The sequence below is a fragment of the Herbaspirillum frisingense genome (assembly GCF_047325095.1).
In the GTDB taxonomy this organism is placed as follows: Bacteria; Pseudomonadota; Gammaproteobacteria; order Burkholderiales; family Burkholderiaceae_D; genus Herbaspirillum; species Herbaspirillum frisingense.
On record NZ_CP168558.1, the window covers coordinates 467,147 to 479,351 of the forward strand.

The following is a 12,205-nucleotide window of genomic DNA, read 5'->3' on the forward strand; positions in this document are numbered from 1 at the left end:
TCTGCGCCATCAGTCTGCACTCCTGAGTTTGCACTCCTGATTTCGCGCCCCTTGCCGCAACAACAAGGAGATTGCGGGAGGAGACAGCGCATCATGAAAGCCACCAATCACCCCGGATCGGCCACGCCTGCCGATGCCGGTCTTTCCGAAACCTTCCATCATTTCAGCGAAGCCTGCGCGCGTGCGGTGGGCAGTTCCTGGACCTTCGTCCTGGCGCTCGGCGTGGTGCTGGTCTGGGCCATCACCGGCCCGATGTTCGACTACTCCGACACCTGGCAACTGCTCATCAATACCGGCACCACCATCGTGACCTTCCTGATGGTCTTCCTGATCCAGAACGCCCAGAACCGCGATGCCCAGGCGACACAACTGAAGCTGGATGAATTGATCCGCGCCGTCAAAGGGACACGCAAGCAGATGATGGAGGCCGAAGACCTGTCCGATGACGAGCTATCCCGCCTGAAGGAAGAATTCGCGCGCATGGGAGAGCACCCTGACGACCCGGTGCGCCAGCGCCTGCGCCGCTCCCTGGGACGTGGCGCGGTAGCGCGCACGATTTCCTCCACAGGTGACGTCCAGGATCAGCCCCGACCCACCGTCGCAGCGCAAAGGCGCGAGCGCCCGGCCCAACCTCAGCACGAGGAATACACCCGTCCGCTGCGCGCCAGCCAGCGCCAGTGGACCTGAGCGATGAGGAGACCATTATGAGCATGCATCCCGCCGATCCGACCAAGCCCGATAACGCCCTCGAGGATCATCCCGATCCGCGCCACACCCCTGAGCAGGAGACTGTTCCTGCACCACTGGATGGCGCGCCTGCCAAGGGCCGCACCGTGCTCAAGCCCGGGGGCCTGTCCGAGGCCGAACAACTGCTGGAGCAGCAGAAGCTGGATCGCTCCGCTCGCTAGGACCTGTTCACGCGGCTGTCCCCGACGTTTTCATCTGCGTGCAGGCCCCTGGCCTGCGATGTACCAGTCTGCCTGCGCTCTGCAGCGGCCTGGCGCTGTCCTCTGCGCGGCCCTCGCTACCGTCGTGACGGCGTAGCGGTAGAGACTGTTACTGTTGCGACTATTACCTATCGCTTCGATAGTCCCTGACGATTGTTCCAGATCGCGGAACACTCAATTCTCTCTGGCATGGTTTTTCTTCGCGCCGCTCTTCCGTAGACTTCAGTCCATCGATGAACGACATCGCAACGCCCCAGACGAGGCGGTGGCGACGGAGTTCTAGAGAGCGGCACATGTGTCCCATTCGCTCCACCGAAACATGTACCCAACATTGCCTGTGCATCACCAAACTGTATTTAACCCGATTGAACTTAACTGTACCCAAGGAGAACATCATGTCCGCAAAGACCATCATCGCAGCAGTCCTGGCCCTGTCCGCTTCGTCCGTCGCTTTCGCTGAAGCCCAGTATCCGGTTGACCAAGCCTTCGTTTCCCACACCACCCGTGCCGAAGTCAAGGCCGACCTGGCACGTGCCCAGCAACAAGGCCTGGCCAACCAGCCTGACTCGGTCTTCCCGGTGATCAGCAACGGTCCCGCCAAGAGCGAAGTGCAGACCGCCGGTCGTGCCGCTGCTTCGACCTACGCTGGTGCCTGATGCAGGGCATGCGGATGCAAGGTCATCCCGATTCATCCGGTGACCACGCATCCCGCCTCGCTGGCCTGCCAGGCTGATTGAAGCAGGCAGTCAAAGCAAGCCAAAGCAAGTTAGAGCAAGTACAACAACAAAGAGGAAATCATCATGTTGCAGCAAGTGTTCTCGCGTGGCCTGTCCTTCTATCCACGGATCTATCTGCAGTTTGCTGCTCTGGTCGGTTTGCTGATTGCAGCAGAGTTCAGCCTGAGCACGCTCTCCATGATGTTGACCCAGCGCGCCGTGTACCGCGTCTCGCAACGCGTGCGCCACCGTCGTGAAGCCCGGCGCCAGGAGCGCTGTGAACATATCGACGGTAACTGTTGTGCCTGAGGGGCCCACACAACCTCGCTACTGACGAAAACGGCGCGCCTTCAACGGCGCGCCGTTTTCGTTGCGGCTGCCGCCTGGCGCGCAGTGTTCTACACTCTGGGGACAGTGACTGCCTGCCGCCCTCCGGAGCCCCTCATGAAACGCAACTTCCACCTGCTTGTCATCGATCCGCAAAACGATTTCTGCGATCTTCCCGCCAGCTACCTGCCGGCTGACCCGGTCAACGGTGACCTGCTACGTCCGGCGCTGCCCGTGGCCGGCAGCCATGCCGACCTGCAGCGCGTGGCCGGGCTGATCGACCAGGGCGGGGCCGGGCTCTCTGCCATCAGCATCACCCTCGACGCCCATCACCGCCTCGACATCGCCCACCCCACCTTCTGGCAGAGCGGCGAGGGCGCGCCGGTCGCACCCTTCACCCAGATCGAGGCGGCCCAGGTGCGCGCCGGCCTCTACCGGCCGCGCGACCCGCAGGCACTGGCACGCAGCCTGGTCTACCTGGATGCGCTGGAAGCAGCCGGCCGTTACCGCCTCATGATATGGCCGGTCCACTGCGAGATCGGCAGCTGGGGCGCCGCCGTGCATGCCGATGTGCGGGCCGCCTACAACCGCTGGGAAGATGCGCACCTGGGCCAGGTCACCAAGCTCGGCAAGGGCAGCAATCCCTGGACCGAGCATTATTCGGCGGTGATGGCCGAAGTCCCCGATGCCGACGACCCCGCTACCCAGCTCAACCACGGCTTCATCGCCCGCCTGGCCGAGGCAGATCGCGTCTACATCACCGGCGAGGCCGGCAGCCATTGCGTGCGCGCCACTACCGAACACATCGTGGCCCAGCTGGACGCGGCCGCTCGCATGCGCCTGGTGCTGGTCACCGACTGCATGAGTCCCGTGACCGGCTTCGAGGCGTACTACCAGCAATTCCTGCAAGCCATGTCCGCGGCCGGTGTACGTCTGGCCCGCGCCGACGAAGTCTTGTCCGAACTGCAAGCCAACGCCTGAGCGCCAGCGCCCATGGCGGCTGCCGGCTCGTCTTTCGCCATCGCCTGTCACAGATCCAGATCGGCCGCAACCGGGCGCCCGGCGCGACTTATGCCAAAATGGCATGGGACGTCGGCGGTGCCGTTTCGGTATAGTTGCCGCCAAGGGAGAGGGCGACTGCGATGCCGATGGCATGCGGCGCACACCGCGCCACGCGCGCGCAAACACCATGCCGCCCATCCGGCGCGGCATGCCAACGGGGTGGCAAGCATGGAAATCAAATGGGTGGAAGACTTTCTGTCGGTGGTCGACACGCTCAACTTCAGCCGTTCGGCCAAGTTGCGCAATGTCACGCAACCGGCCTTCGGACGCCGCATCCGCTCGCTGGAAACCTGGCTGGGCGCTGAACTGTTCGATCGCTCTTCCTACCCCTGTACCCTGACCCCGGCAGGCGAGTCCTTCGTGCCCATCGCCAAGGAAATGCTGAACCAGTCCATGCAGGCCAGGCTGGTGCTGCGCGGCCAGCTGGCCGGTGCGCAATCGGCGGTGCGCTTCGCCATGCCGCATACGCTGCTGCTGACGGTCTTCCCCAAGCTGCTCTCCGAGATCGAAAAGAAGATCGGCGCCATCTCCACCACCGTAATGGCCGGCAACGTCCACGACGCCGTGATGGCGCTGGTGGAGCGCAACTGCGACCTGCTGATCTGCTACGACCACCGGCAGCAGGGCATCGCCCTCGATACCGAGCGCTACGCCGTGCTCTCGCTGGGCAAGGAGCCACTGCGCCCCTATGTGAAAACCCTGCCCAGTGGCCTGCCCAAATATGTCTTGCCTGGCACGCCCAATGATCCACAACCCTTCCTCAGCTATTCGCCGTATTCGTCGCTGTCGCGCATCGTCGAGAAGGCCCTGCATTCCAGCCCGCGCCGCGTGCATCTGTTCCGCCGCTTCGAGACCGACCTGGCCGAGGGTTTGAAGAGCATGGCCGTGGAAGGCCACGGCATCGCCTGGCTGCCCGCCAGCGCGGTGGCCCGCGAGATCGCCGAGGGCAAACTGACCCTGGCCATCGCGCCCAATGACAGCGAGGCGCTGGAACAGGGGCTGTGGTGCGAAGAGATGGATATCCGCGCCTACCGTCGCCTGGATGGCGCCAATCCCGACATCGACCGCATCTGGAATTACCTCAAGTCCGAGCACGGCGCGCAGTGAGCCTGCCCTGCCCGGACCTCCCACGCCTGAACATCACAAGGATCTACCGATGAAATTTCTCACCAACCAGCAGATCAGCGAACTGCTGACCACCGAAGACGCCATCGCCTCCATGCGCGAAGCCTTCGCCCATGCCGCCGACGGCGCCCACCAGGGGCGCGTGCGCACCAGCGCTTCCAATGGCGTGATGCTGTCGATGATGGGTGCGGTCATTCCGGCCGCCGGCATCGCCGGTGCCAAGGTGTACACCACCATCAAGGGCCAGTTCAAGTTCGTCATCCAGCTGTTCTCCACCGAGACCGGGGCGCCGTTGTGCACCATCGAGGGCGACACCATGACCGGCCTGCGTACCGCAGCGGCCACCGCCGTGGCCTGTGATGCGCTGGCGCGACCGGATGCCCAGGTGCTGGCCGTGATCGGCACCGGCGTGCAGGCGCGCTCGCACATCCCGGCGCTGCTGCAGGTCCGTCCATTCAAGGAAGTCCTGATCGCCGGCCAGTCGGGCCAGCAGGCACTGGCCGAGGAAGTCACCCGTACCCTGGGTGTGCCGGCGCGCGCGGTCGGCATCGACGAGGCCGCTGCCCAGGCCGACGTGCTGGTGACAGTGACCCGCGCCGCCACACCCCTGTTCGATGGCCAGCTGTTGCGTCCCGGTACCTTCGTGGCCGCCGTCGGCGCTTCCAAGGCCAATGTGCGTGAGCTGGATGACGTGGCCATCGGGCGCGCCGCTGCCCTCTTCGTCGAATGGAAACCACAGGCCCAGCAGGAAGCCGGCGACCTGGTGCAATGCGCGCCGGGCGTGTTCGACTGGGCCGAGGTGATGGAACTGGCGCAGGCGGTCGACGGCAGCATGGCCTATCAGCGCAAGCCCGAGGACATCGTCATCTACAAGGCCATCGGCATCGGCCTGGAAGACGTGGCCCTGGCCGGCCTGGCCTATCGCAAGGCCTGCGCCCGCTACGGCTGGTAAGCCGGGGTCGGCAGGCGACTGCCGGTCAATACCTCGCGGGAGATACGCACCAGAAAAAAGGCGCTGCAGAATCTGCAGCGCCTTTGTCTTTTCCACAGCCGTCGGCCTGTCCTCAGACGGTGGCCTTGGCCTGCGGCGGCTTGACGTTGGCCGCCGGCTTGGCGCGCAGCGCCGTGGCGGTTGCCACCAGCACGATGGCGATCCCGGCCACGGTGCCCAGGGTCACCGGTTCATCCAGCAGCAGCCAGGCCCATAGCGACGCCGTCATTGGCACCAGGAAGGTGACGGTGATGGCCTTGGTCGCGCCCTCGGCGGCGATCAGCTGGAAGAACAGCGCATAGGCAATCCCGGTACAGACCACGCCCAGCACCAGTACAGCCAGCAGCGCCGGCACAGTGCCGGCCTCCAGCGCATGCGGCACCGACGGTGCGGCCAGCGGCAGCAGGCACAGGGCGGCGGCGAACTGGCTGCCGGTCGCCATGGCGATAGGAGAGATGCCACCGGCGCGCATACGCGTGAACGTGGCGGCAAAGCCATAGCTGACCGCCGCCCCCATGGCCGCCAGCACTCCTGCGATGACCAGGAAGTCGGCCGGCGCCGGGCCGATGCCCACCAGCACCGCCACGCCCACCAGGCCCAGCACGAAGGCCGCGCTGCGCAACAGGCTGAGCCGCTCACCCATCAGCAGGAAACCGAACATGGCCGTAAACACCGGCGCCAGCGAATTCATCGTCGCCATGTAGGAGGAAGGAATGTGCAGCGCCGACCACGCAAACAGCGCGAAGGGCAGGGCGGTATTGAACACGCCGATCACCAGGTAGGGCAGCCAGTTCTTGCGCCACTGCAGCGGAACGCCGCGCACGCGGGCAAAGGCCAGCAGCGACAGCGTGGCCAGCGAGGCGCGGCCGAAGGTGGTCAGCATGGGGCCGAAGACGGGCGCGGCAATGCGCATGAGCATGAAGCTGGTGCCCCAGATGGCGGCCAGCAACAACAGTTTGGCGATATTGGAGGAGGACATGGAGATAAGGCGTCGCGTCGCGGGGCAGCGCCATGGAGGGCCGGTCGGATGATGATTGTACGGCGACCGGCCCCTGGCCGTCCCGGTACAGTTGCGTGCTTTGCACCGTGCCACTTGGCCGCCCGCAACAGTGGCTGCCGATACGGCCGGGCAACTGTACATGTCGCCCCGTGCGCCGTGCTGATAATCTTGGGCAGATTGACAACAGGGAGGGCAGCGATGCTGAAAATCTACGGGCGCGACAATTCCATCAACGTACGCAAGGTGCTGTGGGCCTGTGCCGAACTGGGCATCGCCTTCGAGCGGGAAGACTGGGGCGCCGGCTTTCGTCCCACCAGCGAAGCAGGCTTCCTGGCCATGAATCCCAATGCGATGGTGCCGGTGATCGACGATGATGGTTTCGTGCTGTGGGAATCCAATAGCATCCTGCGCTATCTGGCCGCGCAACATGGCGGCAGCGTGCTCTATCCGGCCGCGCCACGCGAGCGCGCCCGCATCGACCAATGGCTGGACTGGCAGGCCAGCGACCTCAACCGCAGCTGGAGCTATGCCTTCATGGCCCTGGCCCGCAAGTCGCCCGAGCATGGTGATGCGCAACAGGTAGCGGCCTCCATCACCGGCTGGACCCGTTTCATGCAGGTGCTGGAACAGCAGTTGCAGCACAGCGGCGGCTACGTTGCCGGAGCGGACTTCACGCTGGCCGACATTGCAGTCGGCCTGTCGGTGAACCGCTGGTTCGGTACACCCTTCGAGCACGCGCCCTTGCCGGCGGTGGCGGCCTATTTCGAACGCCTGACCGAGCGCCCAGGCTTTCGCACCTACGGCCGCAACGGCATGGCCTGAAGGCGGCGGGCGCGGTACACTGCGGCCTTGCGCTTTTTACCGCGTCCCCCATTGCCCTTTGCAGGACCACCATGGCCACCCGAAAGAAAAAACTGCTGTTCCTCGCCGCCTTCCTGGGCTGCCTGCTGCTGGCCAGCGTGCCGCTGCTGAGTCTGTTGTTCTACTGAACACAGTTCCGGACCCGCAGCTTTTCGTTCTCACCAAAAAAAACGCCCCTTGGTCAAAGACCAAGGGGCAACACCAGATCCACTTCCACCTGCCTGCAAACCGACGTCAGACCGGCAGACGCTGTCCCGGCAGGCGGATATTGCGCGCCAGCGGGTGATGCTGCCATTTCGCCTCGGCAAACAGATAGATGCCCAGGGACGAAAAGGCGACGGTCGCCAATGCGGAAAGAACGACGGTCAGCAGGTAGGTGGTGAACATGGTGATCTCCTCAAGACGATGTCATCTTAGGAAATCCCCCGTCCGTTGGCTTTAGTGATTTTCCCTAGAAAACCACGAGACCGCTCAGGGAAATCCCGAGCGGCAGGCACCTCAATAACGTTCCAGCCAGTGCGCATAGGGCGCTGGCAGTGTCCACGAGGGACGATCCACGCCCAGTTCCCGCGCCGCCTGGTAGGGCCAGTGCGGATTGACCAGGTGCGAACGGCCGACCATCACCAGGTCCAGCTGCTCTTCCTTGACCGCACGTTCGGCCAGCTCGGGCGTGCCGAAGCCCCAGGCCGACGAGACCGGCACGCCGGCTTCTTCACGCACGCGCCTGGCGATCGGGCCGAGGAAGGCCGGACCCCAGGGGATCTGGACCTCGGGGATGGTAAAGCCCATGGTCACGCTGATCATGTCCATGCCGCTGGCCTTGAATTGACGTACCAGGGCGATCGATTCCAGCAGCGTCTGTTCATCCCGGCCGTCGTATTCCAGCACGCCGAAACGCACGGTCAGGGGCAGCCTTTCCGGCCATACCTCGCGCACCGCACGCAGGGTTTCCAGCAGGAAACGGGCGCGATTCTCGACGCTGCCGCCATAGATGTCATCACGCTGGTTGGAATATGCCGAGAAGAAACTCTGCGCCAGGTAACCGTGGGCGAAATGCAGTTCCAGCCATTCGAAGCCGGCGTCGCGGGCGCGGATGGCCGCGTCCACGAAGTTCTGGCGCACCCGTGCGATGTCGTCCAGGCTCATGGCCTTGGGGACCTTGGGCAAGCCCTTGCCATAGGCGATGGCCGACGGGGCCAGGGTGTCCCAGCCACGGGCGTCGTCGGCGGCGATGTGGTCGTCACCTTCCCATGGACGGTTGGCGCTGGCCTTGCGGCCGGCATGGGCGATCTGGATGCCGGGGACCGCACCGGCGGCCTTGATGGCTTGCACCACCGGCACGAAGGCTTGCGCCAGTTCGTCCGACCAGATGCCGGTGCAGCCCGGGGTGATGCGGCCCTCGGGGGCCACGGCGGTGGCTTCCACGATCACCAGGCCGGCGCCACCGCGGGCGATGCCGGCGTAGTGCGACAGATGCCATTCGTTGGCCTTGCCGTCCACCGCCATGTACTGGCACATGGGTGGCACGGCGATGCGGTTGCGCAGGTTCAGCTCCTTGAGCTTGAAGGGGGTAAAGAGAGCGGACATGGGGCGTTTTCTTGTCAGGGTTCAATGCGGGAGCGCCAGGCGTCGGGACCGCGGACACCTGTTTCGTTGGTTCGAAAATATTCGAACTATGGAAGGAGTATAACCCAGGGTGTATCATCCTGCAGATGCGTCCCTACAAACATCCCGAGATTGCCGAGTTCGTGCTGGAGCGAGTGCTCTACGCGCTGAGCGATTCGATCCGCCTGGAGATCGTGCGCCATCTCGACCGCGTGGAATGCGCGACCTGCGGCGAACTCGATGGCGGGCGCCCCAAGTCCACCGTCTCGCACCACTTCAAGGTCTTGCGCGAGGCCGGACTGGTGCGCACCGAGAGCAACGGCACCACTCACATCAACACCCTGCGCAGCGCCGATATCGAACAGCGTTTCCCCGGCCTGCTCAGTGCCATCCTGGCGCAATCGGACAAGCTGCCGGCGCGCCGCCGCAAGGCGGCCTAGGTTAAAGCCGACCTGCCGCGATATCGGCGTCCACTGCCCGGAAGGCGCTGGCCATGGCATGTTCCTCGGCCTCCACCATGGTATTGCCACGGAAGTCGTCGCACGTCACGCGACGGAAAGCCACCGGATTGTCATTGCGATGCAGCTGGTAGTTGCCGACCCAGCTACCGTCGATCTGCTCGGTGCTGCTCACGCGGATGAAGTAGCCATGATGTTCGGCCACATCGTTGTCGAGCTGGGTATCGATCAGCGCCCGGGCATAGGCGACCCCGGCCACCTGCGCCGCCGCCAGCGAAGCGAAGGGATTGCCGCGCAGGCCGGGTGCCGGTTCGCCGTCGATGCGGACCGAACAGATCACGTCGCCGTTTCTTTGCTGCGTGCTCTCCACGCTGATGTGCTTGCCGCGATAGGTGGCGCCGTAGGGTTGATTCATGTTGAAGATGTCGAGAAGGCGCTGAGGGTGACCAATACAGGACTATAAGCCCTTTGCCCACTCGCTGTCGCCCCACCCGCCAGGCGGCCGCCGAGGCACTGCCCATCTTGAGCTACACTGTGGGCTCATCTATTCCCCCTTTCCCATTCCCCATTTCTCATTACCGCAAGCCAGCCGCCCACATCATGCAGATCCGCGACGCCACCCCCGCCGATATCCCAGCCATCACCCTGATCTTCAATGACGCCGTGGTCAATACCACCGCCATCTGGAGCGATACCCAGGTCGATGAAAAGAACCGCCATGACTGGCTGGCCGCACGCCGTCAGCTCGGCTACCCGGTGCTGGTGGCGGTGAACGGCGACCAGGTGCTGGGCTATGCCAGCTTCGGTGACTGGCGCCCGTTCGACGGCTTCCGCCATTCGGTGGAACACTCGGTCTATGTCCACAAGGAGCATCGTGGTGAAGGCCTGGGCGTGGCGCTGATGCAAGCGCTCATCCCGCGTGCACGCGCCGTGGGCAAGCATGTGATGGTAGCGGCCATCGATGCCAGCAATGTCGGTTCCATCGCCCTGCACAAGAAGCTGGGCTTCGACCAGGTCGGTCATATGCCCCAGGTCGGTACCAAGTTCGGCAAGTGGCTTGATCTGGTTTTCCTGCAACTGACGCTGGACCAGCGCAGCGATCCCGACCGTCTTCCGGGCTGATCGCCATCGTTGATGGTCTTCTCTGACCAAGCAAGCAACAGGGCCGCTCTTGAGCGGCCCTGTTGCTTGCTGCATGGCAGGAAGAGTCAGCGCTCAGCCATTGTGCTTTTCGGCTTCATGCCGTTCATTGCCTCGTTTGTCCTCCTCATGCCGCGCCGGCTCGTGCTTCTGGGCGGCATGCTGCTCTGACGCATGTTCATGCGCAGCGGCCTCATGTCTTTCGGCAGGCGCCTGCTGGGGGTGGACCGGCCGGTTTTCCTGGCGGGCTTCCGGCCTGGCGGCTGCCTGCTGATGGGCCGGCACAGCCTCCTTATGCTCGGCGGGATGGGCCGGCTGGGCGCGCGCGGCTTCCTGCTTCAAGGCCAGCGCCTGACGCTGCTCGGCCTGTTGCCGTTCCTGTTGAGCCGCATTCTGCTGCGCTTGCTGATGTTCACGGGCGGCCTGCTGTTCCATCTCCTGATGCTGGCGTGCCGCGTTGGCCTGGGCAGCTTGCTTCTGCTCGGCTTCCTGGTGGTGGAGATCGGCGGACTGCACTGGCGACTGCGGGTGTTGCGGCTGTGGTTGCGGATGGACTGCCGGCATCGCACCGGCATGCGCATCGTTGGCCGTGAAGTGCGGCATGCTCATGCCGGCCTGGCGGTTGGCCGCTTCCGGATGATTGTCGATGCGGGTCTGGTCGCGGCTGATGTTGCGCTCGTCCACGTTGCTGACATTGCGCACATTGCTGACATTGTTGATATTACTGACGTTGTTGTTCACAACCCGGTTGTTGTTGATGGTCACATTGTTGTTGGTCACGCGATTGATCACCGTGGTCGAGTGCGAGACATAGGTGGTGTTCCGGTACACCACCGCCGGACGCTGCCATCCCGGAGCGGACTGTGCGCCCGCCGGTGAACCGCCCCAGTGCATGCCCCAGTCGTGCCAGCCCCAGTCGGCGTGGTGGCTGATGGCTTCGCCCACGAAGATGCCCACCCCGAACGACAGGGCCCCTACGACCACTTCATTGCTCACCCGGCTGGGCGGGCGATACGCGTAACCCGGATAGACCGGCACCGGCGGACCATAGACCACCGCCGGGTTGTAGCTCGGTACATAGACGGTATCGGGCTGGCTGGATTCGATGACGATGGTCTGCGGCGGCGGCGCAATCACCGGCGCGCCGGCATAGACTGGAACCGGCTCCGGTGTCGACACAGGTGCCTGGCTCTGGCTGCTGCGTACCGTGGTGGAGACCCGCAGCTGCGAGGAATTCTTCAGGTTGCCGGCCTGCTGGGCGCGCAGTCGCAGTGCCTGGATGGCGTTCATGATGTCGTTCGGATCATTGACGAAGGCGTCACCCAGGGCCCGCGTCCAGTCCGGATTGGCCGCCATCTGCGAGAGCACCGCCGGGAACATGGTCAGTGATTTCACGCTGACATCCCAGGGCTGTCGGTCCTCGGCGGCCTGCAGGATGTCGCCCTTGAGCGCGGCGTTCTGTCCCACCCACTGGTTGGCCGCGACGATCTGGTCGGGATAGGTGGAGCCGGCCAATACCTGGGCCACCAGCTTGTCGGGAAACAGCGCGATGGGCGCCACCATCTGCGACAGTTGGGCTGCCGTGGGTGGCACGTAGGCCGGCGCGCTCGCAGCAGTGGGCGTGGCCGACGCTGCCGCATTGGGTGGTGCAGTGTCGGCATTGTCCTTCTTCTCGCAGGCCGAGAGTGCCAGCACGGCACTCAGGAGCGAAGCGGAAACGATGATGGCGCGATGTCTGTTTCTTGTTGTCATGATCTGGTCCTCGATCCGGCATGGATGATGGGAACGGTGGGGGGGATTGCCTGGATAGCCTTGATAACGACACGCCGCACTGCGCAGTTGACGATCAAATTGTGATGGGATGTAACGGCGAAGGGACGTGTCAGATTTCTAAGTTTGAGAGACCTGATCAAGAAAGGTTCATGCTCAAGAAGAAGGATGAAGGCTGGGAAAAATTTGACGGATCGCTGACA

The 12,205-nt window shown here is 64.1% G+C and carries 15 protein-coding genes; 10 read left to right on the forward strand and 5 right to left on the reverse strand.

All coding sequences use genetic code 11. From position 1 onward, the window contains the following. Positions 1-93 precede the first annotated feature (93 nt). From ACEOAC_RS02145 to ACEOAC_RS02175, 7 genes are all read left to right on the forward strand, one after another. Positions 94-687 (forward strand): low affinity iron permease family protein, encoded by a 594-nt coding sequence (locus ACEOAC_RS02145; RefSeq protein WP_413444080.1) that lies wholly within the window; start codon positions 94-96, stop codon positions 685-687. Positions 688-704: 17 nt separating this feature from the next. Beyond that, positions 705-908, forward strand: coding sequence for a hypothetical protein (locus ACEOAC_RS02150; protein ID WP_146012837.1), 204 nt, complete (start codon positions 705-707; stop codon positions 906-908). 434 nt (positions 909-1,342) lie between these two features. Then, entirely contained in the window at positions 1,343-1,603 is a 261-nt protein-coding gene (locus tag ACEOAC_RS02155) for a DUF4148 domain-containing protein (RefSeq protein WP_006461204.1), read from the forward strand. A gap of 144 nt (positions 1,604-1,747) precedes the next feature. Next, positions 1,748-1,972 (forward strand): hypothetical protein, encoded by a 225-nt coding sequence (locus tag ACEOAC_RS02160; RefSeq protein ID WP_006461205.1) that lies wholly within the window; start codon positions 1,748-1,750, stop codon positions 1,970-1,972. A 135-nt stretch (positions 1,973-2,107) separates the two neighbouring features. Next, the gene (locus tag ACEOAC_RS02165; RefSeq protein WP_413444081.1) at positions 2,108-2,971 is read left to right on the forward strand and encodes a cysteine hydrolase; all 864 of its coding nucleotides are present in this window, start codon (positions 2,108-2,110) and stop codon (positions 2,969-2,971) included. 249 nt (positions 2,972-3,220) lie between these two features. Further along, positions 3,221-4,159: a LysR family transcriptional regulator gene (locus ACEOAC_RS02170; protein ID WP_006461207.1), complete on the forward strand. Its 939-nt coding sequence runs from the start codon at positions 3,221-3,223 to the stop codon at positions 4,157-4,159. Between the two features lie 49 nt (positions 4,160-4,208). Then, positions 4,209-5,129: an ornithine cyclodeaminase family protein gene (locus ACEOAC_RS02175; RefSeq protein ID WP_413628665.1), complete on the forward strand. Its 921-nt coding sequence runs from the start codon at positions 4,209-4,211 to the stop codon at positions 5,127-5,129. A 112-nt stretch (positions 5,130-5,241) separates the two neighbouring features. Here ACEOAC_RS02175 and ACEOAC_RS02180 read toward each other — a convergent pair whose 3' ends face one another. After that, complete coding sequence (locus tag ACEOAC_RS02180; RefSeq protein WP_413444082.1) at positions 5,242-6,147, reverse strand: DMT family transporter; 906 nt, start codon at positions 6,145-6,147, stop codon at positions 5,242-5,244. Between the two features lie 219 nt (positions 6,148-6,366). Between ACEOAC_RS02180 and ACEOAC_RS02185 the strand changes: the two genes are divergently transcribed. After that, a complete protein-coding gene (locus tag ACEOAC_RS02185; RefSeq protein ID WP_241813504.1) occupies positions 6,367-6,990 on the forward strand; it encodes a glutathione S-transferase family protein in 624 nt (207 codons plus the stop codon). A 273-nt stretch (positions 6,991-7,263) separates the two neighbouring features. Here ACEOAC_RS02185 and ACEOAC_RS02190 read toward each other — a convergent pair whose 3' ends face one another. Together ACEOAC_RS02190 and ACEOAC_RS02195 are read right to left on the reverse strand one after the other, a co-directional pair. Further along, positions 7,264-7,416, reverse strand: coding sequence for a hypothetical protein (locus tag ACEOAC_RS02190; protein ID WP_166758000.1), 153 nt, complete (start codon positions 7,414-7,416; stop codon positions 7,264-7,266). Between the two features lie 111 nt (positions 7,417-7,527). Next, positions 7,528-8,616, reverse strand: a complete 1,089-nt coding sequence (locus tag ACEOAC_RS02195) for an NADH:flavin oxidoreductase/NADH oxidase (protein ID WP_413444083.1) — start codon at positions 8,614-8,616, stop codon at positions 7,528-7,530. A gap of 125 nt (positions 8,617-8,741) precedes the next feature. Here ACEOAC_RS02195 and ACEOAC_RS02200 point away from each other — a divergent pair, with 125 nt between their 5' ends. Beyond that, a complete protein-coding gene (locus ACEOAC_RS02200; RefSeq protein WP_006461216.1) occupies positions 8,742-9,074 on the forward strand; it encodes an ArsR/SmtB family transcription factor in 333 nt (110 codons plus the stop codon). A 1-nt stretch (position 9,075) separates the two neighbouring features. On the opposite strand, the gene ACEOAC_RS02205 is transcribed toward ACEOAC_RS02200, so the two are convergent. Continuing rightward, positions 9,076-9,507 carry a hypothetical protein gene (locus ACEOAC_RS02205; RefSeq protein ID WP_006461217.1) on the reverse strand — a complete coding sequence of 144 codons (432 nt, stop codon included), beginning with the start codon at positions 9,505-9,507 and terminating at the stop codon, positions 9,076-9,078. Positions 9,508-9,692: 185 nt separating this feature from the next. Here ACEOAC_RS02205 and ACEOAC_RS02210 point away from each other — a divergent pair, with 185 nt between their 5' ends. Beyond that, on the forward strand, positions 9,693-10,214 hold the full coding sequence (locus ACEOAC_RS02210) for a GNAT family N-acetyltransferase (protein ID WP_006461218.1): 522 nt from the start codon (positions 9,693-9,695) through the stop codon (positions 10,212-10,214). Positions 10,215-10,307: 93 nt separating this feature from the next. On the opposite strand, the gene ACEOAC_RS02215 is transcribed toward ACEOAC_RS02210, so the two are convergent. Continuing rightward, positions 10,308-11,984, reverse strand: a complete 1,677-nt coding sequence (locus ACEOAC_RS02215) for a DUF3300 domain-containing protein (protein ID WP_413444084.1) — start codon at positions 11,982-11,984, stop codon at positions 10,308-10,310. Between the last annotated feature and the right edge of the window lie 221 nt (positions 11,985-12,205).

What these genes read in the sequence shown, in the direction of transcription:
- ACEOAC_RS02165 (WP_413444081.1), top strand. Translation starts at nt 2,108, where the DNA reads ATGAAACGCAACTTCCACCTGCTTGTCATCGATCCGCAAAACGATTTC.
- ACEOAC_RS02190 (WP_166758000.1), bottom strand. Translation starts at nt 7,416, where the DNA reads ATGTTCACCACCTACCTGCTGACCGTCGTTCTTTCCGCATTGGCGACC.
- ACEOAC_RS02160 (WP_006461205.1), top strand. Translation starts at nt 1,748, where the DNA reads ATGTTGCAGCAAGTGTTCTCGCGTGGCCTGTCCTTCTATCCACGGATC.
- ACEOAC_RS02180 (WP_413444082.1), bottom strand. Translation starts at nt 6,147, where the DNA reads ATGTCCTCCTCCAATATCGCCAAACTGTTGTTGCTGGCCGCCATCTGG.
- ACEOAC_RS02155 (WP_006461204.1), top strand. Translation starts at nt 1,343, where the DNA reads ATGTCCGCAAAGACCATCATCGCAGCAGTCCTGGCCCTGTCCGCTTCG.
- ACEOAC_RS02185 (WP_241813504.1), top strand. Translation starts at nt 6,367, where the DNA reads ATGCTGAAAATCTACGGGCGCGACAATTCCATCAACGTACGCAAGGTG.
- ACEOAC_RS02210 (WP_006461218.1), top strand. Translation starts at nt 9,693, where the DNA reads ATGCAGATCCGCGACGCCACCCCCGCCGATATCCCAGCCATCACCCTG.
- ACEOAC_RS02170 (WP_006461207.1), top strand. Translation starts at nt 3,221, where the DNA reads ATGGAAATCAAATGGGTGGAAGACTTTCTGTCGGTGGTCGACACGCTC.
- ACEOAC_RS02175 (WP_413628665.1), top strand. Translation starts at nt 4,209, where the DNA reads ATGAAATTTCTCACCAACCAGCAGATCAGCGAACTGCTGACCACCGAA.
- ACEOAC_RS02205 (WP_006461217.1), bottom strand. Translation starts at nt 9,507, where the DNA reads ATGAATCAACCCTACGGCGCCACCTATCGCGGCAAGCACATCAGCGTG.
- ACEOAC_RS02150 (WP_146012837.1), top strand. Translation starts at nt 705, where the DNA reads ATGAGCATGCATCCCGCCGATCCGACCAAGCCCGATAACGCCCTCGAG.
- ACEOAC_RS02215 (WP_413444084.1), bottom strand. Translation starts at nt 11,984, where the DNA reads ATGACAACAAGAAACAGACATCGCGCCATCATCGTTTCCGCTTCGCTC.
- ACEOAC_RS02145 (WP_413444080.1), top strand. Translation starts at nt 94, where the DNA reads ATGAAAGCCACCAATCACCCCGGATCGGCCACGCCTGCCGATGCCGGT.
- ACEOAC_RS02200 (WP_006461216.1), top strand. Translation starts at nt 8,742, where the DNA reads ATGCGTCCCTACAAACATCCCGAGATTGCCGAGTTCGTGCTGGAGCGA.
- ACEOAC_RS02195 (WP_413444083.1), bottom strand. Translation starts at nt 8,616, where the DNA reads ATGTCCGCTCTCTTTACCCCCTTCAAGCTCAAGGAGCTGAACCTGCGC.